This is a genomic window from Aeromonas sp. EU05-FHT14A05, assembly GCF_058791175.1.
The window spans coordinates 60,553-84,293 of the sequence record NZ_JBYTDH010000007.1 but is presented as its reverse complement, the minus strand read 5'-3'; the positions used below and the strand labels follow the sequence as shown (position 1 = coordinate 84,293).

Below are 23,741 nucleotides of genomic sequence, written 5' to 3'. Positions count from 1 at the left end.
ATGCGTTCGCGTGTTTGGCAAGGAAGTAGTGTCGTCGTGTTGTCATGGCTACTGCTTGCCTGCTCTTCCAGCAAGACTGCTGCCCCGGTACAGAGTCTCGGCAATGATCCCATTGCCTCGACCATCCCGACTCGTCAAAACATGGCCAATTCGGGCATGCAGGGTGGCAGTTACACAGTGGTGAAGGGGGATACCCTGTACTCCATCGCATTCCGTTCGGGCATGGATGTCGCCTCTCTGGTCAGCCTCAACGGGATCAGCCCCCCCTACAACATCTATCCGGGCCAGCAGCTCAGGCTGGATGGCTCTTCCGGCGCCGTGGTCAGCACCGGCATGGCGATGAGCCGCCCTGTCACAAGCGGCAACGGCACCTATGAGGTGCGCCGTGGCGATACCCTGAGCAGCATAGGCCGCCAGTTCAACGTCTCCAATCAGACGCTGGCACAGCGCAACAACCTGCAGGCACCCTATTCGCTCCATGTTGGCCAGGTGCTCAACGTGGGGGCGAGTGCGGCGGCAGGCGGCCAGATGGTGGCGGCGACCACTCCGTCGGTGACCAGCTCAGGACCCAAACCCATGGCGACGGCACCGGCAGGTACGACCACCCCATTTATTGCTCAGAAAACGATTGCTCCTGCATCGTCAACAGCATACGCTCAGGCGAAAGAACAAAAAAACATCAGTTCCCAGTCAACTCTCTCCTGGCATTGGCCAGCTAAGGGACGGATAGTCGAAGGCTTCTCCGTTGCGGAACAGGGCAACAAGGGCATCGATATCTCCGGCCAGAAGGGCCAGCCCGTTTACGCCGCCAGCGGCGGCAAAGTGGTCTACGCGGGCAGTGCACTCAGGGGTTACGGCAAGCTGATTATTCTCAAGCACAACGATGACTATCTCTCTGCTTACGCCCACAACGACGAGTTGAGGGTCAGGGAGGGAGACTCCGTCAAAGGCGGAGCCGTTATCGCCAACATGGGTAGCACGGATGCGCCGGATGTGCGCCTGCACTTTGAAATCCGGTACAAAGGCAAGTCAATCAACCCGATGGGCTACTTGCCAAAGCGTTAACCCAGAGAGCTAGGTCTTACTCTGGTTCAGGTCAGGGAGACATATCATGAGCCAAGAACAACTGGTAATGCAGGATGCAGAGTTAGAGTTCGACGAAGAGCTGGAGGCCCAGGAGGAAGAAGAGGTTCAGGAGGTTGCCGCCGAGGCTGAGGAGACCATCTCCGATGAGCTCATGGTGCCGGAACTGAACAAGGTGATGGACGCCACCCAGCTCTATCTGGGGGAGATCGGCTTCTCCCCCCTGCTCACCGCCGAAGAGGAAGTCTATTACGCCCGTCGTGCCTTGCGCGGTGACAAAGCCGCGCGCAAGCGCATGATCGAATCCAACCTGCGCCTGGTGGTCAAGATTGCCCGGCGCTACAACAACCGCGGCCTGGTGCTGCTGGATCTCATCGAAGAGGGCAACCTCGGTCTCATCCGCGCGGTCGAGAAGTTCGACCCGGAGCGCGGCTTCCGTTTCTCCACCTATGCCACCTGGTGGATCCGCCAGACCATAGAGCGGGCCATCATGAACCAGACCCGCACCATCCGGCTGCCGATCCATGTGGTCAAGGAGCTGAACGTCTATCTGCGCACCGCGCGCGAGCTCTCCCATCGTCTCGACCATGAACCCACTGCCGAAGACATCGCCTTCGCGCTGGATCGCTCGGTCGACGATGTGAACCGCATGCTCAAGCTCAACGAGAAGATCACCTCGGTGGATACCCCCATCGGCGGCGATCGTGACAAGGCCCTGCTTGACGTCCTCTCCGATGAGCGAGGAATGGGGCCAGAGCTGGAGTCCCAGGAAGATGACATGCGCAGCAGCATAGTCCACTGGTTGGAAGAGCTGAATCCCAAGCAGCGTGAGGTGCTGGCTCGCCGCTTCGGCCTGCTCGGTTACGAGCCGGCGACGCTCGAAGACGTGGGGGCCGAGATTGGTCTGACCCGGGAGCGGGTGCGCCAGATCCAGGTCGAGGGATTGCGCCGCCTGCGGGAGATCCTGCTGGGGCAGGGGCTCTCCATCGAGGCCCTGTTTAGAACCAATTGATCCGAACCAGCCGACGGCTGTTATGCCGAGGACAGACACAACAAAGGGGCCAGAGGCCCCTTTTTCATTGCGAGAGGATCCTTGGGATCACACGGGATCCAGGGTATCCAGCGGCCAGCGCGGCACCGCCTTGACGACCAGCGGCTCGAACACGCCTGCCTTGAGGCGTTGCATGCCGGCATAGGCGATCATGGCGCCGTTGTCGGTGCAATACTCGGTGCGCGGATAGAACACCTCGCCCTTGAGGCTCTCCATCAGCTCGGCCAGCTGGGCGCGCAGATGACGGTTGGCGCTGACGCCCCCGGCCACCACCAGGCGCTTGAGCCCGGTCTCTTTCAAGGCGCGGCGGCACTTGATGGCCAGGGTGTCGACCACAGCATCCTCAAACGCCCGGGCGATATCGGCACGGGTCTGCTCATCGTCACCGTTGGCGGCTATGGAGTTGGCGGCAAAGGTCTTGAGGCCGGAGAAGCTCATGTCGAGGCCGGGTCTGTCGGTCATGGGGCGGGGGAAGGTGAAGCGTCCCGTGGTGCCCTTCTCGGCCAGACGGGAGAGCAGGGGACCGCCCGGGTAGTCCAGCCCCATCAGCTTGGCGGTCTTGTCGAAGGCCTCGCCGGCGGCATCGTCGATGGATTCCCCCAGCAGCTGATAACTGCCGATGCCGTCGACCCGCACCAGCATGGAGTGACCGCCGGAGACCAGCAGCGCCACGAAGGGGAACTCGGGGGCCCGCTCCTCCAGCATGGGGGCCAGCAGGTGGCCCTCCATATGGTGCACCGCCACGGCGGGTTTACCCCAGGCCATGGCGAGGGAGCGGCCTATGGTGGCCCCTACCAGGATGGCGCCAACCAGACCCGGTCCCGCAGTGTAGGCGATGCCGTCGATGTCATCTTTACCCAGTCCCGCCTCTTGCAATGCGGCCTGGATCAAGGGGATCGTCTTGCGGACGTGATCCCGGCTGGCGAGCTCGGGGACGACGCCACCGTAGTCCGCATGCAGCTTGACCTGGCTGTACAACTGGTGGGAAAGGATCCCTTTTTGATCGTCGAAGATCGCGATCCCGGTTTCGTCACAGGATGTCTCTATGCCCAATACACGCATTGCTAAAAAATTTCACTGCTAAAATGAGACGGCTATGGTAACCTTCGCGGGTTTTTTAAACCAGAGCGATCTCTGCGGGTTTACTTTCATTCCCTGTCCAGAGTATAATTTCGCACCATTTTAAGACATGCTGATCGATTGAAGGTCAGCTAACCATATATCACTGAGGTGAAAGGCACATGCCAGTAATCAAAGTCCGTGAAAATGAGCCGTTTGACGTTGCTCTGCGTCGCTTCAAGCGTTCTTGCGAAAAGGCCGGTATCCTGTCTGAAGTTCGTAGCCGTGAGTTCTACGAGAAGCCGACTACCATTCGCAAGCGTGCCAAAGCGTCTGCCGTCAAGCGTCACGCCAAGAAGCTGTCCCGCGAAAACGCACGTCGTATCCGCCTGTACTAATCGGGGGATCATGCCGTGTCTCTGAAGGATCGACTCAAGGATCAACAAAAACTCGCCATGCTGGCCAAAGACAAGGCCCGCTTGGGAGCGATCCGTTTGTTGATGGCAGAAATCAAGCAGCGTGAAGTCGATACCCGTGTCGAGCTCAATGATGAGGATATCCTCGCTGTCGTGACCAAGATGGTCAAACAGCGCCGTGATTCCATCAGCCAATTTGAAGCTGCCGGTCGTCAGGATCTTGCCGACAAAGAGTCCGCCGAGATCCTGGTGCTGCAGGAATTCCTGCCGCAACAGCTGACCGCAGAGGAAATTGCCGTGTTGATCGAGCAAGCCATCACCGAAAGTGGGGCTGCCGTCATGGCGGACATGGGCAAAGTCATGGCTGTCTTGAAGCCGAAAATTCAGGGGCGTGCCGATGTCGGCGCCGTCAGTGCTCAGGTGAAAACCCGCTTGGCGTAACAGGCATTTCTCTTGTTAGTCGAAAGAAGCCGTGCTTCCCTGTGAATGCGCGGCTTTTTTATTTTCTCTGCAGTGAAACAGGACGGTTATGGCAGGCAGGATCCCACAATCCTTTATCGATGATCTGCTCGTACGCACAGACATAGTCGAGCTGATCGACTCGCGAGTGCGGCTGAAGAAGGCCGGCAAGAACTATCAGGCTTGTTGTCCTTTTCATAACGAAAAAAGCCCCTCTTTCACCGTCAGTCAGGAGAAGCAGTTCTACCACTGCTTCGGTTGCGGTGCTCACGGCAATGCCATCGGCTTTGTCATGGAGTACGACGGACTCGAATTCCCGGACGCCATCGAAGAGCTCGCCAGCATGCAGGGCATGCAGGTGCCTCGCGAGCAGAGCCTGGGCGGTACAGGCAGTGCCCAACCCGCCGTCAGCAAGGATCTCTTTGAGCTGATGAACCAGATCGCCCGCTTCTACGAAAGCAACCTGAAGAGCGCTCCCCATGCGGTGGAGTACCTCAAAGGGCGTGGCCTGACCGGGGAAGTGGTCAAGCACTTCAACATAGGTTATGCCCCGGGAGACTGGGATCAGGTGAGGCGCCATTTCGGGACCAGCCGGGATCACGAGCAGTTGCTTATCTCCGGCGGCATGTTGATCCCCCGAGACAGCGGTCCTGGCAGCTATGATCGTTTCCGCGATCGCATCATGTTCCCCATCCGCGACAAGCGGGGTCGGGTCATCGGCTTCGGTGGCCGGGTGCTGGGGGATGGCACTCCCAAGTACCTGAACTCCCCTGAAACCCCCATCTTCCACAAGGGACGTGAACTGTTTGGCCTCTACGAGGTGAAGCAGGCACACAAGGATCCTCGCCGGATCCTAGTGGTGGAAGGCTACATGGATGTGGTGGCGCTCGGTCAGTACGACATCGACTATGCGGTGGCCGCGCTGGGCACCGCCACTACCAGCGACCATATCCACACCCTGTTTCGCACCACGGCCGAGGTGGTCTGCTGTTACGATGGCGACAACGCCGGTCGTGAGGCGGCCTGGCGGGCGCTGGACAACGCACTCTCCCATCTGCAGGACGGGCGCGAACTCAAATTCGTGTTCCTGCCCGATGGGGAGGATCCCGACTCTCTGGTCCGCCAGATCGGCAAGGAGGGGTTTGAGGCCTTGCTGGACGAGGCCCAGCCCTTCGCCGATTTCATGTTCGAGCGTCTCGGGCGTGATGCCGCCCTCTCTGGCGAGGCGGGCAAGTTTGAAGTGGCCAACAAGGCTGCCGAACTGATCCGCCGCGTGCCGGAGGGATTTACCCGAGAAGGATTGATCACCCGGCTCTCCAGCATGATGCGTTGGGGGGAGAACAAGCAGCGGATCGCCGAGCTGTTTGCCCGCAATAGCCAGCCCAAGGGGGAAGTCAGCAAGCCCAAGGCCGCCAAACTGACCCCCATTCGCCGGGCACTGGCTCTGATGGTGCAATATCCGGCGGTGACGGCTGAACTGCCGGCCATGCCGGAACTGGCCGGGCTGCGGGTGCAGGGCATCAAGTTCCTGTTGCAACTGCATCAGCAGATCCTGACTCAACCAGGGATCACTACCGGCATCCTGCTGGAGCACTGGCGCGGCACCAAGGAGGGGGAAATCCTGGCTCAGCTAGCCATGCACGACCTGTTTGAAGAGATCAAGCTCGACCAGGAGCCGGATATTCTGGGAGAATTGCAGGATACCTTCGTCGGTTTCATCAACCAGTTTCTGAAGCAACGAATCGAAGAATTGCAGGCCAAGGTGGCTCAGGAAGGGCTAAGCTCTGAGGAAACACAAGAGCTGATGATGCTGATCAGAGAGGTACAGATTGAGAAAAGAAATGAGAGCGGGGCTTGATATTTGAGTGATTAGTCCCAATATGAATACCGTTGCCCGAATCGACGGGATTAAAAGCAAACATTTTATAACCGCCTGGCCCCGACAATACTGCGGGCAGGGGTTTCTCATGACCGACGCCGCAACCAGACATAGCATGTCTGGCGGTTTTCTATTAGAATTGGCTATTTGCGCAGCAGCGCACTGTACGCGCAACCTAGCAACACCAACCGGATGAGTTCTATGGAGCAAACCCCGCAGTCTCAGCTTAAACTCCTCGTTGCCAAAGGTAAAGAACAGGGCTACCTGACCTATGCCGAGGTGAACGATCACCTCCCGCAAGACATTGTCGACTCTGACCAGATCGAAGACATCATCCAGATGATCAACGATATGGGGATCCAGGTAGTGGAAAACGCCCCGGACGCCGATGATCTTATCATGGCCGAAGGTGGTACCGCCGATGAGGACGCTGCCGAAGCAGCGGCCCAGGCTCTGGCATCTGTTGAATCTGAGATTGGTCGCACGACCGATCCCGTCCGCATGTACATGCGGGAAATGGGTACCGTCGAACTGCTGACCCGTGAAGGCGAAATCGACATCGCCAAACGGATCGAGGACGGTATCAATCAGGTACAAAGCTCTGTTGCCGAGTACCCTGAAGCCATCACTTACCTGCTCGAACAGTACGACAAATACGAAGCCGAGCAACTGCGTCTGTCCGACATCATCTCCGGCTTTATCGATCCGAATGAAGCGGACGACGTGGCGCCGACCGCCACTCACATCGGCTCCGAACTCAGTGAAGACGATCTCGCTGACGAAGACGAAGATGAAGACGAGGATGAAGACGAAGACGGCGACAGCTCCGACGACGACGGGGACGGTGGTCCGGATCCGGAAGTCGCCCGCGAGAAGTTCGGCGAGCTGCGTGCCCAGTACGAAGTCACCCGTCTCTCCATCCAGAAGAATGGTCGCGCCCACGACGACACCCAGGCTGCCATCGCCCAGCTGGCCGATGTGTTCCGTCAATTCCGCCTGATGCCCAAGCAGTTCGATCGCCTGGTCAACAACATGCGGGAGATGATGGAGCGGGTTCGCGTGCAGGAACGCATCATCATGAAGCTCTGCGTTGAGCAGGCCAAGATGCCGAAGAAGACCTTCGTCGCGGCCTTCACCAACAACGAGTGCGAAACTGCCTGGTTTGAATACCAGAAGCAGGCCGGCAAGGCTTGGTCACCGCGTCTGGTGGAGATGGACGAAGATGTGCTGCGCGCCATCGGCAAGCTGCAGCAGATCGAGGAAGAGACCGGTCTGTCCATCGCCCAGATCAAGGACATCAACCGTCGCATGAGCATCGGTGAGGCCAAGGCCCGCCGCGCCAAGAAAGAGATGGTCGAGGCCAACCTGCGTCTGGTTATTTCCATCGCCAAGAAGTACACCAACCGTGGTCTGCAGTTCCTGGATCTGATCCAGGAGGGCAACATCGGTCTGATGAAGGCGGTAGACAAGTTTGAATACCGTCGTGGCTACAAGTTCTCGACCTATGCGACTTGGTGGATCCGTCAGGCCATTACCCGCTCAATCGCGGATCAGGCCCGTACCATCCGTATCCCGGTGCACATGATCGAGACCATCAACAAGCTCAACCGTATCTCCCGCCAGATGCTGCAGGAGATGGGTCGTGAACCGAACCCGGAAGAGCTGGCCATGCGCATGGGCATGCCGGAAGACAAGATCCGCAAGGTACTGAAAATCGCCAAGGAGCCCATCTCCATGGAGACGCCCATCGGTGATGATGAAGACTCCCACTTGGGCGACTTCATCGAAGATACCACGCTCGCCCTGCCGGCGGATGCGGCGACCAGCGAGAGCCTGCGCAACGCCACCCGCGAAGTGCTGGCCGGTCTGACCGCCCGCGAAGCCAAGGTGCTGCGGATGCGTTTCGGTATCGACATGAACACTGACCACACCCTCGAGGAAGTGGGCAAGCAGTTCGACGTCACCCGTGAGCGTATTCGTCAGATCGAAGCCAAGGCACTGCGCAAACTGCGCCACCCGAGCCGCTCGGAAGTGCTGCGCAGCTTCCTGGACGAATAGTCCTGAGGCGCCGCCTGAACTTGTCTCAAAAGCCCCGCCATGCGGGGCTTTGTTTTATCCGGCAGCCTGGGTGCAAAAGATTAGCGGATTAGTGGACAAAAACTCGCCAAGTGGTTGATCTGCCTATGGACGGCTTATCTCGCATCCCCTATAATCCACGCCGCAAAACCAAGATTCTGGCCCCTTAGCTCAGTTGGTTAGAGCAGTCGACTCATAATCGATTGGTCGCCCGTTCAAGTCGGGCAGGGGCCACCAATTTCAGAGGGTTGGCGAGTTAGTGCTCGCCAACCCTCTTCTCTCTAGGATACCTATAGGATATCTCAGCCTGTAGAGTAACCACTCTAAAATTACTCTCCTGCCACTCCAAAAAATTTTTCTCCACCAGGAAGAAAAATGATCAGCCTCTTCGAAATGTTCTCTTTTGAGAACCATCGCTAAAATTTTTTCTCCTCCCCAGATTTCCCTTTTCTATCTCTATATATCGAAAAAAACGGGGTTACACGGGTTACGAGGTTACAACTCGGCTCTAGCCCAGTACTGGCGCGGCTTTGAGCTGTAACCCCACTCAGGGCACAAAAAGCGAATAGAGGTTACACGCACAGAAAGAGGCATGAGGTTACAAGCCTGTAGCCCTTGTCTGGTGCGGGCTGTAGCCATTTTTCTTGACGCTGTAACCTGTAACCCCGTGAGGTTACAAATCTCAGCGTCCCACGACTTGCCATGTAACCCCTGGAGAAACCCGCCGGTTCCTCCCCCATCAAATAGCCACCTCTGGTCAGCGCCTCTATCACCCCATGCCCTCATTCCCAGCATGAGGGCATGCCTTGCCCCCAGTGAAGGCCAGGACGCGTTTAGCGGCCGTATACGGCCTTCTGGTGGGTTAGGTGGAAAACTGAAATTTTTCAGATCTTATAAATCTGAGAAATACACATAGGTCATTGTTTTTAAATGAAAAGAGGTGATTCCAGTCGGCAAACTGAAAAATCTGGGCAATAGCGAAACGGCCACGGAAAGTACAGTTTTTATATATAAATCAGATGGTTAAGTTTTACGTCTGGCCTGCTAATGCGGCGCATTTTTGCAAAAAACTGAAATTCCTTTCACTTCGTGCAGTTCCTCCCAAGCCCCCACCCCCCAAGAGCGGCGCGGCCTAGAGCTAGGAAACTGCGGTAATCCATTTCTGCAAAAAATTTTCTCAACGCGACCCGCAGGCGGGAGCGGATGAGCGCGGATTCCGTGACGTAGCTCTGTCCGTGGCTCTTTCCGCGGGCCTAGACGCTGCGTGGAGGTATGTAAGCTCTGAGCTTGGCTGTGGGTTCTCTTAGTAGCCCAGCAGGGTGTTGTTGATGATACAGCTCTTGCTGCTTGGCACGTTCAAACCGTCTTGTTTTTCAAACCCTAGGTTTTTGCAAAATAGATGATATATACAGCACGTAGGCGGGAGCGGATGAGCGCGGATTTTGTAGACAATATGCCACGGAGAGCGTTAAACGGGGGTGTAGTTTGATGTTAGGGCCTATAGCTGATGACTTCTCATACAATTTAGAGTTGATTAATATGGGGAGTGTGACCACTCCCCAATTTTTAATTACTTCGGTAATAATCTATCATTTTTTTCCTGGCGGATTTGTTGGACCACTTCCTGAACCTGAGGGGGGCTGATAGCCTCCACGCTGTTCTTTGCTATTAGGTTGATAGTGTTTATCATTTGATTGACTTGGTGTTTTTGGTGCTCTTTGCTTATCTTTCATTTTTATCTCCGTTAGTTTTCTTCACGAAATTCGATGTGGCTAATTTCACTATGGAGGATGATCACTCCTGCGGAACGCTCCACTTTTCTCTCGAATACACCATCTGAATCAATCATCCATCGCTGTTCTAGATAAATATGCTCATTCTCTGGTGCGCTTGAAGCGAAAGAGTTACCACCATAATACCCGGCAATGATGGTTTTATCTTTTAAACAAACCTCAATCCAGTATCTTTTTCGTTGAGAGAAAACGAAGTCCCATGCACTTTCAGATGGATGGCATATTATTTTTTTAAATAGCGTAAGAGAGCGAATGTAGTTCCATAAAAATACAATTAAGATTGGCGATAGAAACATTATAGAAAAATAAAATGCCGCCTTGTATATTGGAGGCACTCCATAAGATTCCACTAGATATATGGCCCAGCTCCAAAGTGCATAGTTGATACAGCTATATGTAACAGCATCATATAAAAGCAATCCTGCATCTTTTCTCTGTGATGGGTATATTAATCCATATACTTTCACGCAGATAAAACCAGGAATGAAAAACATAATAAAAATAGCTATTTTATTCTCATCCCATATATCCATATCCCAACCTTAGACTCTTCCAGTGTGACCAGAAATTAACATAGATAATGGTCCTCGTTTGCGACTCTAGTCACGAAATTAAATTGATATACATGCTATCTGTACAGTGTTTGATAAGGCTTTAAGTGCGGTCAAAAAAACAAAGTATATAGGAAAACATCGATCATGAAACTAACTAATCCAGAGAAACTGATCCTAACAATGCTTGCTGATGTCCATGAAGAGCTAGGTATTAAAGAGGTGAATACACACTTTTTAAAAGAAGCAATTTATACTGACAACACATGGGCATTAACTTGGGAAATGCCTGGCATTGTGGGTGACAATGGTGATGAAACACCCGAGGAAGTTTTATTTGTTTGTGATGTTCTTAATATGTGGTCTGTATTGGAGCGCTCATACGCACAATATACAGAACCTCAAAGGGAGCAGTTGGCCATAGAAGCTGATCCTTTTGGCGCACGGGTACACTTCGATGGTTTTGATGGAAATAATGAATCCAATTATTTAAGTATAGTGCATTTCCTTGTAAATGAAATGAATCGATTTAATGAGTTCGAAGGTCGAGATTTTAATTCACATGCACCTTCAATCGGTGGTTATAGAAGAATGCTAGCTGTCTTTAAAGAATTACCGATGAATTATAATGGGCAACCACTATCATTGCCACAGTTGAGTCGGGTATTGCAAGCTAGAAGGGCTTGATTATTGAAATATTGGCAGAGGGCGGTCAACCCTCTGCCATTTTTCATATAGAGCTTTCTGCTAAAACCAGATCGCAGAAAACATATACTTTCGCAGGGCGATTAGCTGTACAAGGCAATCTAACTGTAACTTGAGTTCTATTGTCTTTAGTTTTTATTAACCAGCCACATTTTTGAACTAATTTTGCGGCTTTTTTATAGTCTCTCCCTTTCGTTATGTCTCTCCATCCTTCTGGCAATACCAGGAAAGTAACCCCTTCTGTATCACCGATCTTCGCATTTCTTCTATATCCTACCATCTGCGAAGGTCGGTGATTAGGATCGTCCCAGTCCGCAAATCTGCTGTACTGATAAGCGGTGAAAAACTGGCGGATTTGGCGCAGGGTCGCGGCGTCTTCCTGATTGCCCAAGTGGCCACGGTCGGCCAGCCACGCTTCAAGGCAAATTCGTGCAGCTTTGGTCGCCTCTCCTAAAGCCCATCCAGTGATCCCGAGATGAGTGGCCAGTTCACCGGCCGCAGCGACTAGGGCAAAGCGGTTAATGGCTCGCCCTACCTGATTACCGGCTCCCTCTGGGGTCATGGCCGTGACCAATCGGCGGATCTCGCCCTTCATCCATGCGCTATGCCCGTTTAGGTCATTGGCCAATGCCTCGACATAGGCACGAAAGGCGGTGCCGTGTTGCCCTTGCAGGCGCTCACGCAAGGTATCGGCGAACTGGCGGCCATCGGCCATGCCGTGCAGCTCCTCAAACGCACCATGCTTGCCGGTATCACTCGGGATCTGGATAGTGCGGATCTCCATACCGGCAAAGGTGCGCTGGCCCGCTTGCTCGGCGTGGTCTTCCAGTGAAAGCTCACCAGTGGAGAGGAACAGCAAGCGCCACTGCTTGCGCTCGCGCAGCTCCCCATCCTGGCGGCTTCGCCCCTTGCCCTGTCCGTTGGCCAGCATATAGGCCACCAGACCGGCCTCTCGTCCATCCACCTCCTTGATTTCATCCAGGCACAGCAAGGCATCATTGCGGCGACTGGCGATCCCTTCTATCGCGTTACCGGTGGCTCGCCAGGTATGGGCAAACGCCTCTGGGCCGTACACGCTGGCAGCAGCCATCATCACGGTGGTCTTGCCATCGGTACTCTCACCTTTCAGGTGGAACCCTCCCCCCTCTACCCCGATCAGTGATAGCAAGGGAGCAGCAAAGGCACACGACATGGCAAAGGCTAACCGACTATTGCCGACCGCTAGGGCGGCAACCTGGGCTTGCCACTCGGCCAAAGAGCCGGATGTAGTGAAGTCGTTATTCACATAACCGGTGGTTTGCAGGATCACCTCGTTGGCATCCGGCCCCAAGTTGCCATTTGGCAGCACATAGGCCCGCTTGTGCCAACCAGTGCGCTCGACACAGGTGATCCTGGCTTGCGGCTGGCAGCTCATGAGGTAATCGCGCAGCAGGTTCTTTTTGCTCATGTTGATGTAACTGAGCCCGCTCTCCGCCAGCTGGCCGAATACCTCCTCCCCGCCTTTGTGAACCAGCATGCGCATGGGCATTGCCCAACGGCGGATCTTGCCGTTGGTATCCCGCCACTCCAGCAACCGGCCAAAGCCTTGGCCCTGCTCGGTGTGGGTGATCGCCCTGACATGCAGCGGGGAACTGATAGGCACCGGCACCCGCTCGGCCTCCTCCCCCTTGCCGCGCCACTCCATGGCGAAGAGGCGATCTTTCCCCATGCTGTAGTTGTCGGGGAGTTCTGGTGTCTCTGGTGTTTGTTCTGCTGGGGTCTTGGTATCTGCGAAAGAGGTCATGATCGCCTTCTTGGTATCGAGCAGCCCATGGGCCTGGTGGTAATCGTTCCAGTCACCAGCTTCACCAGGAAGGCAGATCAGCGCCCCTATCGCTGTTGCTGCTTCTTGGGCTTTAGCTTGGCCAGGGTTGCCATCAATATGAGCGTCGTTGTCACCGGCAATCAGGATCGGCGCTGCACCTTCTCGGCGCTTGGCTATCTCCGCCACGGCTAGCAGATTGCTTGCATCCATGGCGCAATAGACGGTTGCACCTGTCGCCAAATGGACAGAGACCCCCGTTGCGTAACCTTCACAGATTGCTACCAGTAGCCCGCCGGTTAACCGGTGAAATGCCCCTGCTTTCTGGCCGCCGGCCAAATAACGCTTTGCGCCCTGGGGGTCGATGAGCTGGACATTGACCAGCTGATCATGTTCATCCGTGAGCGGGATAACCAGGGAGCCTTGGGGGAAGTTGTGCCGAGCTTCTCGGATCAGGGTCTGATTGGTATCTGCCAGCCAGTCGGGCAGGTGCTTGAGGGAGAGATAGGGGCTACGGCCCTTCACGCAATCCCCCATGATTGAGGCAGCCCTGATGCAGGCTTTGCGCTTGGCTTTCTCTTCATCCTGTCTGGCTTTGGCTGCTACCTGCTCGGCATTCTGACGGCGGGCGGCTACCTCGTTTTCATCCAGACCTTCTGGGGATAACCCGAGCAAGGTGGCCACCTCTTGGGCGGCCTCCTTGGTACTCTTGTGGGTGGCCTTGGCCAGAAGGGTTAAGCCATCACCGGCACCACACTGGGAACAAATCCAGGTGCCTCGCCCCTCCTTATCGTCCAGGCGAAACCGGTCTTTGCCACCACAGGCTGGGCATGGGCCATGTTGGCCACGCTTGGGAACTGATAGACCGAGTTCAGCGAGGATAAAGGGCCATTGCCCACGGGCAGCCAGGGAGACATCAGAGACAATCCGTATAGAGGTCATGACTCACCCCCAGGCAGCCGGTCATTCAGCTCACTGATCCGGCAAGAGTTGGTGTCTATGTCTTTTGCCAGTGCCTTGAGCAGGCCGGAAAGGCCATAGGTAAACTCTTCATGGTCGATGCGGCTCTTGCGCTCCCAATCCACGCTGGCGGACAACAAATGTGACAGGGTATGAAGGGCACACGCTGACGTATCTAGTTCAGCAGTAACGCGGGTAAGCTCTTTTGAGGGGGGTTGGTGAATGTTCATGCTTGCCCCCTTTTCGCACAGGGAATACGGGCAACAAACACGAGCGGCAAACCAGGAAGATTGGCACGCGCTTGGGCTTCGGTATCAGCGACGGCAGAAATGGTGCGTATACGGTGAAGGTCAGAGACCCTGCCATGAGTGGCGATCAGGAAGGTGAAGATCATGATTGCAGTCCTTGGTTTTGGTAGACCAAGGCGGATCGGGTAGCCGCAAGACAGTGCCAAACCAAGGAAGGCACAGTGGGGGCGTTTTCTTTGGCTCCCGACCCATGCCCCCAAAAAAGGATAGATCTCCGGCATGAGGCCAAAGATGGGGGAAATGGTGCAAATTGTCCTTGGTTTAGTCATTGCCTGCGGGTGTCTAATCCGCCAGCCATACCAAGGGGTGTCTAAGCCCTTGGTGACCTGAAGGCTATCCGAATTGATCCGTGGATGCAACTCTTGCCGGGGATCAGGGGCTTTGCTATGGTGCATGGGCTTGCTCCTCTGGATTTGGGGGTGGGGTAAGCAAATAGGGAGCCCTGGCAGGCTCCCTTTTGTTTTTCTGGGCGGTTACTCCTCCAACTCCCGTTGCAGGCATTGGCGTTTGCCTGGACTGTCACACAGGGCCAGCAGGTCAGCCGCTTGCGGGCGGGTCGAGGTGCCCAACACCTCGCGGGCGGCGGGGTTGTCGCCCTCCAGCTCGACCTGCTCGCCGCTCATGGCCTCCTTGAGCGCAGTGCCTAACTCGTTCATCGCCCAGCGGCGCGCCCCTTCCTGACCGATGATGCAGCCCTTGGCTCGGGCCAAGGCAGCCAGCTCGGCTAGCTGTTGCTTGAGCGGTGCCAGAATTGCGGGAGTCAGCTTGTGGTCGAGGTAACTTTCATAGCCTCCGGCGACCATGCTTTGGGCACTGTTGACGGCTAGCTGTACCTGATAGAGCGGGATGGCCAAGCGCCTCTCTTGCTGCTCAGACAAGATGGCCGCCGCATTGGCATCGTCGAGCAGCTCGGTCAGCTCGCGATATTCCCGCGCCGCTTCCAGCGACACCACGCCGCCCATCAGTTGGTTAATACGTCCCTGGCGCAACTCTTCACGGCGGGCCTTGGCGGCGGGTATCTGGGCTAGCATGGCTTTTCGTTGCTCACGCAGGGTTAACACCTCCTTGTCCAGCTCCATCAGCTTGGCGTGCTCGCTTTGGAACAGGGCCACATGCTCATCCAGGCGGCTGGCACGGGTGGCGGCGGGGGCGGTCGGCACGGTCTGCAAAGTGGTCTGTTGCATCGGGTTACTCCTGGGTGGCAATGGTGATGGCATCAAAGGCGGCGTAGGCGGTGGGAATGCCCAAGGCGTAGGACTGGGCGCGGTTGTAGCGGATACCCCAGCTGGCGAGGTCGTCAATGTCCCCTGCATTGAGGCGGTGGGTGAGGTTGACGGTGAGCACTTGCAGGTTCTCCACCAGGGTGATGGCGAGGTAGTTTCCAGGCATGTGCTGGTGCGAGATAAAGGGTAGGTCGGCAATCTTCATGCGCTGCTGCTTGTCCCGTACCTGCCCTGGCTTGAGATAGGCTTTCTGGTGAGCCCGCAGCAGGTCGCCGCCGACCATCACGATTAAGCGCGGGTCTTGGCGGTAACTCTCCGGCAGTTTCTCAATCAGGGCATACACCATGGCATCCAGGTCGGCAAAGTCGCCCTGGCCGCTCGGGTCGAACGTGACCACATCGCGCAGCACCCGCAGTCCTTCGGGGTCGGCGGCCTTGGCCAGTGCGGGCCAGCCCATCATGACGTCTTCCCCGTTCGGGTTGGCCTCGGGGTCGGTATTGACGGCGGCGGTTTGGCCATGGAAACCGACCCGTATCAGGTCATCCCCAAAGGCGGCGAGTGCCAGCTCTTCGAGCAGGTTGTTAGCTTGGCGCTGGTCGAGCCCCGCCAACATCTGGGCCAGTTGCTGCCATGTCCAAATAACGCTGCTGTCCAGCTCTTCGAATTCATGTTGGCGCTTGCTCGGGCTTGCGGGCACCAGGAAGCGCCCTTGTGCCTTGCGGCCACTGCGCAGCCCTGGCTTGAGCGGGTCAAAGCGGGGAGCGGTGTGGTCATCGACCCCCTGAATGGACACCATCCACAGAAACGGAACGGCCTGCACGATGGCGGCGGTCAGGGCCATGCTTGTGGCCTCGTCCAGGTTGCCAAAGCTGGCTTGGGACGCAGGGGTAAAACTCAGGCGCACATCGTGCAGCAGGTCAGATAAGTTCATCGGGCAGGGCTCCTTAGTAAATCTGGTAATGGTTGGCGTGCGTGGGGTCGTCACGATGGCCAGAGATGGGATCACGGGCTTGGTCGGGGCGATATGGGGCAAAACTGTCCAGTTTTTGGTTAAGCGCGGTCAGTCCGGCAGACAGGGCCTCTAGCTGGCTAAACATCTGCTCAGGATTGAGTGGTTGGGACGCTGCTTTGGCAGGTGCAGGCATCGGTGCAGGGAATGAAGCTGGCACCAGCAACGGGCGGGCACTGGGCGGCTTGGCGCGAAACTGCAACTGGGTGAGCCCCGTTAGGCAAGGTTGGTCAGTGACCGTGACCCCAGCCAGATACCATTTGCCCGTGCCTGCAAAGTTCTCGGCCGCCTCAATGGTGCAAAAGCCATGGGTGCCGTTGCTGTTGAGGTCAATCAGCTCCAGGGTGGGGCACAGCACCGCCAGCAGCTTGAGCTGACTGCCTTCCTCTTGCACCTTCAACGCATCCACATGCCCAAGGGGGCGAGTGCGAGCGCCCTCCGGCCAGAGCTTGGCGACATAGAAACTCGGGTCGTAAACCTCGGCCATCTGGCGCAAGGATTCGGGGCTGATGTTGCGCCCGTCCAGGGTAGGGCCCGCCGTGGCGATACAGATCCAGCCTGTTTTCACCTGACTGCTCATACTGCCCTCCGCAAGGTCACCACTGGTTTATCCAGCTCTTGCGCGGCCAGCATGTTCAGCTGTTGCTGGCGCTCGTTCACGCTATGGCACAGCGAGCCGTGCGCCTCCGGCGACAGGCCCCGCGCCAGATTCATGGCCATGTCACTGGCCCGCTTGGCGGATGGGCTTAGGGTGTGGCTATAGGCCAGCGTGGACACCCAGGAGTGGCCGCAACTGGCGTCGGTGCATTGGCAATAGAGGTTGGCGACCCCCGCAGTCATGCGGTTGGTCTTGGTGATGCGGCCCAGTTGGCCGCACTCGGTGCACATCACGCGCATAGTGAATACCTCCAAGGTTATTGGATGGGGTTCGCGGGTTTGCTGGAATGCAGCATCTTGCGGGAGGCGAGGAACGCATCGAGATCGGCGCGTTCGTAGAGGGTTCGGTTGCCGAGCTTGTAGTAAGGGATCTCATAGCGGCCATTGCTGGCCCAGACCCCTAGGGTCTTCTCAGACAATCCAAGGTAGGCGGCAGCCTCGCGGCGAGTGAGGCGTTGCGGAGTGTTCTGGTTTATTGCGGATTTCATCTTGGCACCCCCAGTATTGCTTTGATGGTGCTGATTTTCTCTGGGGGGGCATTAGGAGTTAAGGTATAACTGGCAAGCAGTAAACAACCCTTGCGATATTAGAATTTTTTTGCTATCGCCTCTTTTATTGTTAGATGTTCCACTCCAGATTTAGTCAGGGCCCGCTTCCAAGCTGAGACATGACGCACATCAGCAAACTTCATCGCTTGGTGTTTGTATGTTTTCCTCAGCGCATCCAGCTCAATATCAAGCGATGGATAGAGAACATCCAAAATTGTTGTGTCACTCACTGCACCATTAAATATTTTATTTGCAATCATGCCATCTAATAACGGGAGGTATTTATTGTTGATGGCCTTCCTTAGAGAATTTGAGCTAATGCCTTTGCAATCGTCCTCTTGGTGAATGGATAGTTCATTACGCCACATTTTAAGTAATGTTGCCATGTCATCTAAAATTTCCTTGTCGGAAAAATCCTCAATATTGACGTTTATGGCTACTAGCTTTGGCATGCTTTCTTTGTATGCCTCAGAAAGCAACGTTGCTAAAGGCATTTGTGGCATCCTGTAGCTGTAAGAGTCATTGCTATTAAAACCATCACGCTTTGCTATCTCTGCCATGGCAATGATAGTTCGAACGCTCACAGGGTTGATGCTATTGAGTGAGGACAACTTATCGCCAGGACTATCAAGATTATATGAAAACTCGCTCTCTACCATTTCCACTTTAGCTTCAGGTGATAACATCGCGGACACATCTACAAGTAATCCCTCTGGCTCAGAGATATAAATATCATCAGATAAATATACCGCTAACCAATTAGGCAGGTAATGGGGCAAGCAGGGGGAGCCAATATTAAGCATTTCCATAACATCAGCCCTTATGCGCAACTGTTCAATAAAATCAAAGGCGCTAAGGTCACTCACCTTTTCGTACTTCCCAGACGCATAAATCTTTAAAAAGTTTTCTTTGTGTTCTTTATTGTCGCCGTTATTCTCTGCATGGCGAATCAGATCGTCAATATCCACAATCATACTCATGAATTTGATCCTTTTTATTTGCTGCCAGCATTGCTAATACTTAAAAGCAAGCGGCGCTGCTCGTCTTCTGGCAACGTGGCGAAAATAGTCAATAGATTACTATTGGCATTATTTTTACTGTCCAGGCGGCCCGCATATTCCAACATATCCCGTTCAATCCTGGTTGCCGGTTTGCGCAGCTCGTCTGCGGTGAAGTGGATGTAACCCTGGGTGACATCGGCACTACGCAGGGTGCGGTGGTTCATCAGGCGCTTGATGGTGTACTGACCGACCTCGGCCAGTTCGGCCACGGTGCCGAAGGTACGGCGGGCATCGTGGCATTTGAACTCGAGCGGCGGTAGGCCGTCAGGATTCGGGTTCGGTACAGTGGCCGCGCAGATCTTGGCTATGACACGGCGCGGCTCATGGATAGGGCGATCCGGATTGCGACCTGGGAATACAAAGCGGCTCTGTTTCAGGTTCCAGTGCCAACGGCGGCGGAAAATGGTGAGCAGGGTATCGGTGATCGGCAGCTCCAGCGGATCGCCATTCTTGGTCTGGTCAATCCAGAAGTAGCCGCCGCTCATGCTGACCCGATCCCAGGTGAGCTGGAATACTTCAGCGCGGCGTAACCCCGTAAACAGCGCCATGTCGATGGCATCGCAGACGGTGGCGGTCGTATCGTCCCGCCAGTCGATAGCGTGCTGCCTGACCTGCTCCACGGCATCCAGCCAGCGCCTCAGCTCATGGGTGCGGATCCGGTCGTTGCGTCTGGGGGTGTTGTGCCAAAGCCGCTTGCTGCTCAGGACTTCGGTCGGTGGCTCGGGCAGCATGACCCGATCATTGGCATCCCGATAGTGATCACGGGCAAAGCGCCACACGGCCCGCAGTGTGCGCGCCCAGCGGTCGGCCTGCGCCTTGCTGCCTTTGCCGGTGCCCGCCTTGCGAAACTCTGGCGATGCACCGTGCCAGGCACTGGGCAACCCCTCGGTGATGGCCTTGTGGCGTACCTCGATCTTTTCCCGGGTGAGCTTGACCAGGGGGATCGTCATCCAGTCGCCGGAGTAGTTGGTCAGGTCGGCGCGGTAGTGCTTGGCCGTCTCGGGCCGGATCCGGTCGCCACGGCTGGCTAGGTAGGCATCTACGGCCTCGCCCAGGGTGACTTTCAGCTTGTCCTGTTCGCGGCGGATCACGTTAGGGTTCTGGCCACTGATGGCCACCTCTCCCAGGATCTCCAGCGCCTTGGCGCGGGCCATGTCGATGGTCAATGCCGGATAGCGCCCCAAGGTCGCCCTGATAAAGCGCCCCTCTTTCCTCTTGGCCACGCTAAACGACTTGCTGCCAGTGGCCCCGACCCGAAGCCTCAACCCCTGCACCATGGCATCACAGTACTCGACCTGCTTCCCCTCTGGTGCAGGGGGTAGAGCATCGATCGTGGCCTTGGTGAACTTGAACGCTTTCATCTTCCCCCCACAAAACCGGCTAGCCAGAGGAAGGGCAGGCAAGACAGGGCTTGTAACCCCTGTAACCTCTGACTATTTCAGGTGAGGTTACAAACAAACCCAGTAAAACCGTGGCTTGTAGAGAGATGTAACCTTGTAACCTCTGTAACCTCAAGAATGAAACCCTATGCGAGCTTTTTTGGCCCAAGGGGGGGAGTCGTGTGTGCCACTCCTTTCCCTGGCTAGCCTGCTCTTGGCCGACCAATCGATCCAGGTATCCTAGAAATCGATTGGTCGCAATAGGATACCTATAGGATATGACAGAGGGAGAATATAGGGGAAGACCAGGGAAGGTCATAAAATGAACGGTTCGCCATAAGGTATTGATTTATATAACATCATATACTGTACATAAATACAGTAAAATGCGTTTTTCCCACGCTCATAATCGATTGGTCGCCCGTTCAAGTCGGGCAGGGGCCACCACATTCAGACAAAGCCGCTCATCATGAGCGGCTTTGTCGTTTCTGGCGTTCACCAGCGCCGGTCCAGGTCGGCGGCGTAGAGTGCCATGGCACGCCTGTAGGGGACGAGGGCAGGATCTGCGGTCGTCTCGGCCAGCACTCCCAGCAACGCCTCCATCCCCTCCTTGTGGCGCCCCAGGTTATGGCAGGTCATGGCACGGAACACCCTGAACTCGGTGGCATCCGGAAAGCGGGCCAGGGCCTCGTCGAAAGTGGCCAGCGCCTCGGCATATTGCCCGGTGCAGCGATAGGAGCTGCCAAGGCCGAGCCAGGCGCCGCGCAAGGAGGCCTCACCCAGCCCCAGCGTGATGGCCTTCTGGTAGAGAGGGATGGCCTGGGCCTCGCGCCCCTGCATGTCGTGCAGGCTGGCCACTTCATAATGCAGTTCGGCGTGTTGCGGGTGCTCGATGAGTTGCAGCAGGCCGTGCTGGCGGGCTTCTTCGATCCGTCCCTCGGCCTTGAGGGTTTCCAATAGTTTCATATGCGCTCCTGCATGGGGATGAAGGATCAGTATGCCTGCCGACGGGCTGGCGGGGAACCGGCCATGGGGCCATGAAAAAGGCCTCCCGCCGATGGCGGGAGGCCTGATTCTGCGCCGGGGCTCAATGCCCTGGGCGTGTGTCCAGCCTTACTGGGCGCTCAGGCTGTAGGCCAGTGTCTGGTCGTTGAAGCGCACCACATAGGCACCGACCACCGCCGTGGTGATGTCTGCCCCGGCCAGCTCGGCCACGCCGTCCTTGTTGGTGTCGCCGTAGTTCTGGGTCCAGTCGCCCTTGACGTCGAACTTGAAGCGCTGGCCGCCGCTGGCATCACCGGCCCCCGTGAAGGTGACGCCGGCCTGCCACTGGTGATCCCCCACCAGCGTCATGGGGGTGGTGCCCCAGCCATTGGTGGTGCCACGGATGTTGAGGCTGGCGACATTCCTGGCATAGCCGACGCTGACCGGAGTCAGGCTGTATTGCAGGGTCTGGTCGCTGAAGCGCACCCGGTACTGGCCGCTGACCGGGGTCAGTATGTCGGCGCCCCCCAGCTCGGCCACGCCATCCTTGTTGGTGTCGCCATAGTTCTGGGTCCAGTCACCCTTGACGTCGAACTTGAAGCGCTGGTTGGCCTGGCCGTCGAAGGTGGCCAATGCCTCCCACTGATTGTCGGCAACCAGCGTCATGGCCAGCGAACCCCAGGCATTGGGTGTGCCGCGCAGGTGCAGGGTCGGCAGCACGCTGTTGTAGGCACCGTTGCTGTCGGTGACTGTCACGGTGGCGCTGGCACTGGCGGTCAGCCCCTCGGCATCGGTGACTGTCAGGGTGACAACATGGGTGCCCGGGGTATCGAACTGGACTGTCTCAGTGGGGGCGCTGCCGCCGGTGGACCAGCTGTAGCTCGCCACGCCTCCATCATCGGTAGAGGCGGAGCCATCGAACACCACGCTCTCTCCCGTCTTGACGCTGAGGACCTTGGGGGAGAGGGCGGCGACCGGTGCCTGGTTGCTGGTGAGGGGGGTGACCGTGTAGCGCAGATCCCCTTCGTTCAGGGTGATGCGATAGGTGCCCGCCCCGCTGACCAGGATATCCTTGCTGCTGCTCTTGTCGGCGATGCCGTCCCCTTCGTTGTCGCCGTAGTTCTCGGTCCAGTTGCCGAAGACGTCGAACTTGAAGCGCTGGGCGCCGGTGGCGTCACCGCTGCCGGTCAGGGTCAGGGTGGCGGACCAGACACGGTTGGCATCGACTGTCATGGGGGTGTTGCCCCAGGCGTTATGGGTGCCGCGCAGGTTCATGCTGCTGAACTTGTTGCCCGGCAGGGCGCTGCCGGCGCAGGGGCTGGCCTTGGTGCAGCCGGCGATGATGGCAGCCGCCTTCATGGCGGGCACGTTCAGGCTGGCCTTGCCGCTGCCGTCGACGGTGACATAGCCCCCGCTGCAGTAGTCATTGCCCCCCAGGAGGTTGCAGTACTCGCCCGCCGGCAGGCCGGTCTGCACCGAGGCCACCAGGCTGCCGCTCTCGTTGTTGATGGCGACGAAGCCCTTGTCACCGCGGCCGAAGGCTATCTGGTTGTTGCCGTTGTCCCACCAGTGACTGACAGCTTGCCCTTCGGTCCTGTTGTGGAACAGGGCCATGTTCATGATGGTCGGGCGACGCTGCTCGCAGTTCCATTGGCCGTCTGTGCAGGGCGTGCTGCCCGGCGCCCCCTTGTCGGTTTCATAGGTGCCCATGTTCTCGAAGCGATAGCCCGACATCACCTGCTTCCAGCCATAGGGCCAGGCCATCATGAAGGTGTTGGCCAGCTCATAGCGGGCACCGCTCATGAAGGTGAGCATGCCGCCACCGCCGTGGCCGCGCTCGCGGTCGTGGTTGACCACGAAGACGAAGGCCTTGCTGGAGGGGAGCAGGCCCCAGCTCTCGCCGAGGGTCTTGAGGTTCTTGATCTGACCGTTGAAGTTGGCTGCGAGATCCGTGCCGTATTTGAAGTCGGTGACGGTATCGATATAGGTGTAGCGACCCGGCTGGATGTCCGCCGATTCTCCCCCGGCACCTATCACCTCCAGATAGGCCTTGGGGCTGCCCGCCTTGTCGAGAATGGCCTTCACCTCGCCGGGAGCCATGTGCTTGGCCGCATCGATACGAAAGCCTGCCACGCCCCAACCCAGCAGGGTCTTCATGTAGGTGGCTATCTGATCCTGCACGTAGGGAGAGCCGGTATTGAGATCCGGCATGCCGTAGAGGGCGCCGTTCCAGACGTTGTTGCTGTCGCCGTAGTTGGTGATGTCACCGCTGTGGTGGAAGTCGTTGTAGCCGAACTGGGGATACTGATACTGCCCCGAGTTATAGCTGCCGCCGCCGGTGGCGGTTCCGGTGCCCGAGGCCAGCTGGTTGAAGACGGCGTCCGCATAGACCTTGACCCCGGCCGCGTTGCAGCGGGTGATCATGCTCCTCAGTTCCGCCTCGCTGCCGCCGAAGCTGTTGAAGTTCTTGAAGCTGACTGGCTGGTAGACGGTCCACCAGACCTGGCTCCCCTGCTTGTGCTCGGCGGGCGGGGTGATCTGGACACCGCCGAATCCCTTGGGACCGAGCACTGTCTCGCACTCGTTGGCGATGTCGTTGAACTTCCATTGGAACAGGTGGACCATGACCCCTTCGGCGGCGGCTGTGTGGCTGAATGAGCCCAGCACCGCGGCGAGCACGGCGGTTCGAAACACTGTGTTGTGCATGACGATTTTCCCTTCGATCTTGTTATTGACGTC

22 protein-coding genes and 1 tRNA gene are annotated in these 23,741 nt (G+C 56.9%); 8 read left to right on the top strand and 15 right to left on the bottom strand.

Annotated elements, in window-relative coordinates:
- Positions 1-1,065: a LysM peptidoglycan-binding domain-containing protein gene (locus AC3WR3_RS11940; protein ID WP_265435115.1), complete on the top strand. Its 1,065-nt coding sequence runs from the start codon at positions 1-3 to the stop codon at positions 1,063-1,065.
- A gap of 46 nt (positions 1,066-1,111) precedes the next feature.
- Positions 1,112-2,095, top strand: a complete 984-nt coding sequence (gene rpoS / locus AC3WR3_RS11935) for an RNA polymerase sigma factor RpoS (protein ID WP_043131996.1) — start codon at positions 1,112-1,114, stop codon at positions 2,093-2,095.
- 87 nt (positions 2,096-2,182) lie between these two features.
- Here the strand turns inward: rpoS and tsaD are convergent, their stop codons facing one another.
- Positions 2,183-3,196, bottom strand: coding sequence for a tRNA (adenosine(37)-N6)-threonylcarbamoyltransferase complex transferase subunit TsaD (gene tsaD / locus AC3WR3_RS11930; RefSeq protein ID WP_492291948.1), 1,014 nt, complete (start codon positions 3,194-3,196; stop codon positions 2,183-2,185).
- Positions 3,197-3,375: 179 nt separating this feature from the next.
- Between tsaD and rpsU the strand changes: the two genes are divergently transcribed.
- The 5 genes from rpsU (at position 3,376) to AC3WR3_RS11905 (ending at position 8,260) form a co-directional block, all read left to right on the top strand.
- On the top strand, positions 3,376-3,591 hold the full coding sequence (gene rpsU, locus AC3WR3_RS11925; protein ID WP_005309452.1) for a 30S ribosomal protein S21: 216 nt from the start codon (positions 3,376-3,378) through the stop codon (positions 3,589-3,591).
- A 15-nt stretch (positions 3,592-3,606) separates the two neighbouring features.
- Positions 3,607-4,050: a GatB/YqeY domain-containing protein gene (locus AC3WR3_RS11920; RefSeq protein ID WP_202047197.1), complete on the top strand. Its 444-nt coding sequence runs from the start codon at positions 3,607-3,609 to the stop codon at positions 4,048-4,050.
- 88 nt (positions 4,051-4,138) lie between these two features.
- Positions 4,139-5,926: a DNA primase gene (gene dnaG / locus AC3WR3_RS11915; RefSeq protein WP_492291947.1), complete on the top strand. Its 1,788-nt coding sequence runs from the start codon at positions 4,139-4,141 to the stop codon at positions 5,924-5,926.
- 183 nt (positions 5,927-6,109) lie between these two features.
- A complete protein-coding gene (rpoD, locus tag AC3WR3_RS11910; RefSeq protein ID WP_305730020.1) occupies positions 6,110-8,005 on the top strand; it encodes an RNA polymerase sigma factor RpoD in 1,896 nt (631 codons plus the stop codon).
- 178 nt (positions 8,006-8,183) lie between these two features.
- Positions 8,184-8,260 (top strand) — tRNA-Ile (locus tag AC3WR3_RS11905).
- A gap of 1,352 nt (positions 8,261-9,612) precedes the next feature.
- Here the strand turns inward: AC3WR3_RS11905 and AC3WR3_RS11900 are convergent.
- Both AC3WR3_RS11900 and AC3WR3_RS11895 read right to left on the bottom strand, forming a co-directional pair.
- Positions 9,613-9,756, bottom strand: coding sequence for a hypothetical protein (locus AC3WR3_RS11900; RefSeq protein WP_492291946.1), 144 nt, complete (start codon positions 9,754-9,756; stop codon positions 9,613-9,615).
- A gap of 11 nt (positions 9,757-9,767) precedes the next feature.
- Positions 9,768-10,349 carry a DUF6338 family protein gene (locus AC3WR3_RS11895; RefSeq protein ID WP_492291945.1) on the bottom strand — a complete coding sequence of 194 codons (582 nt, stop codon included), beginning with the start codon at positions 10,347-10,349 and terminating at the stop codon, positions 9,768-9,770.
- Positions 10,350-10,514: 165 nt separating this feature from the next.
- Here AC3WR3_RS11895 and AC3WR3_RS11890 point away from each other — a divergent pair, with 165 nt between their 5' ends.
- Positions 10,515-11,054 (top strand): YfbU family protein, encoded by a 540-nt coding sequence (locus AC3WR3_RS11890; RefSeq protein WP_492291944.1) that lies wholly within the window; start codon positions 10,515-10,517, stop codon positions 11,052-11,054.
- 43 nt (positions 11,055-11,097) lie between these two features.
- On the opposite strand, the gene AC3WR3_RS11885 is transcribed toward AC3WR3_RS11890, so the two are convergent.
- The 12 genes from AC3WR3_RS11885 to AC3WR3_RS11830 all read right to left on the bottom strand — a co-directional run bounded on the left by AC3WR3_RS11885 (position 11,098) and on the right by AC3WR3_RS11830 (position 23,708).
- Entirely contained in the window at positions 11,098-13,815 is a 2,718-nt protein-coding gene (locus AC3WR3_RS11885) for a DUF927 domain-containing protein (RefSeq protein ID WP_492291943.1), read from the bottom strand.
- Complete coding sequence (locus AC3WR3_RS11880; RefSeq protein ID WP_492291942.1) at positions 13,812-14,063, bottom strand: hypothetical protein; 252 nt, start codon at positions 14,061-14,063, stop codon at positions 13,812-13,814. Before AC3WR3_RS11880 ends, AC3WR3_RS11885 begins: the two co-directional genes overlap by 4 nt.
- Positions 14,060-14,227 (bottom strand): host cell division inhibitor Icd-like protein, encoded by a 168-nt coding sequence (locus AC3WR3_RS11875; RefSeq protein WP_234781341.1) that lies wholly within the window; start codon positions 14,225-14,227, stop codon positions 14,060-14,062. Before AC3WR3_RS11875 ends, AC3WR3_RS11880 begins: the two co-directional genes overlap by 4 nt.
- Before the next feature lie 387 nt (positions 14,228-14,614).
- Complete coding sequence (locus tag AC3WR3_RS11870; RefSeq protein ID WP_492291941.1) at positions 14,615-15,325, bottom strand: hypothetical protein; 711 nt, start codon at positions 15,323-15,325, stop codon at positions 14,615-14,617.
- A 4-nt stretch (positions 15,326-15,329) separates the two neighbouring features.
- Positions 15,330-16,295 (bottom strand): P2 family phage major capsid protein, encoded by a 966-nt coding sequence (locus AC3WR3_RS11865; protein WP_492291940.1) that lies wholly within the window; start codon positions 16,293-16,295, stop codon positions 15,330-15,332.
- A 13-nt stretch (positions 16,296-16,308) separates the two neighbouring features.
- Complete coding sequence (locus AC3WR3_RS11860) at positions 16,309-16,953, bottom strand: GPO family capsid scaffolding protein (protein ID WP_492291939.1); 645 nt, start codon at positions 16,951-16,953, stop codon at positions 16,309-16,311.
- Positions 16,950-17,270 carry an ogr/Delta-like zinc finger family protein gene (locus tag AC3WR3_RS11855; RefSeq protein ID WP_492291938.1) on the bottom strand — a complete coding sequence of 107 codons (321 nt, stop codon included), beginning with the start codon at positions 17,268-17,270 and terminating at the stop codon, positions 16,950-16,952. The genes AC3WR3_RS11860 and AC3WR3_RS11855 overlap by 4 nt, the downstream gene beginning before the upstream one ends.
- A 17-nt stretch (positions 17,271-17,287) precedes the next feature.
- Positions 17,288-17,518: a helix-turn-helix domain-containing protein gene (locus tag AC3WR3_RS11850; protein ID WP_124250538.1), complete on the bottom strand. Its 231-nt coding sequence runs from the start codon at positions 17,516-17,518 to the stop codon at positions 17,288-17,290.
- A gap of 98 nt (positions 17,519-17,616) precedes the next feature.
- Positions 17,617-18,558, bottom strand: a complete 942-nt coding sequence (locus AC3WR3_RS11845; protein ID WP_492291937.1) for a DUF6387 family protein — start codon at positions 18,556-18,558, stop codon at positions 17,617-17,619.
- Between the two features lie 14 nt (positions 18,559-18,572).
- Complete coding sequence (locus tag AC3WR3_RS11840) at positions 18,573-20,000, bottom strand: tyrosine-type recombinase/integrase (RefSeq protein ID WP_492291936.1); 1,428 nt, start codon at positions 19,998-20,000, stop codon at positions 18,573-18,575.
- Between the two features lie 513 nt (positions 20,001-20,513).
- Positions 20,514-20,984 (bottom strand): tetratricopeptide repeat protein, encoded by a 471-nt coding sequence (locus AC3WR3_RS11835; protein WP_492291935.1) that lies wholly within the window; start codon positions 20,982-20,984, stop codon positions 20,514-20,516.
- 147 nt (positions 20,985-21,131) lie between these two features.
- Positions 21,132-23,708 (bottom strand): alpha amylase C-terminal domain-containing protein, encoded by a 2,577-nt coding sequence (locus tag AC3WR3_RS11830; protein WP_492291934.1) that lies wholly within the window; start codon positions 23,706-23,708, stop codon positions 21,132-21,134.
- Positions 23,709-23,741 lie beyond the last annotated feature (33 nt).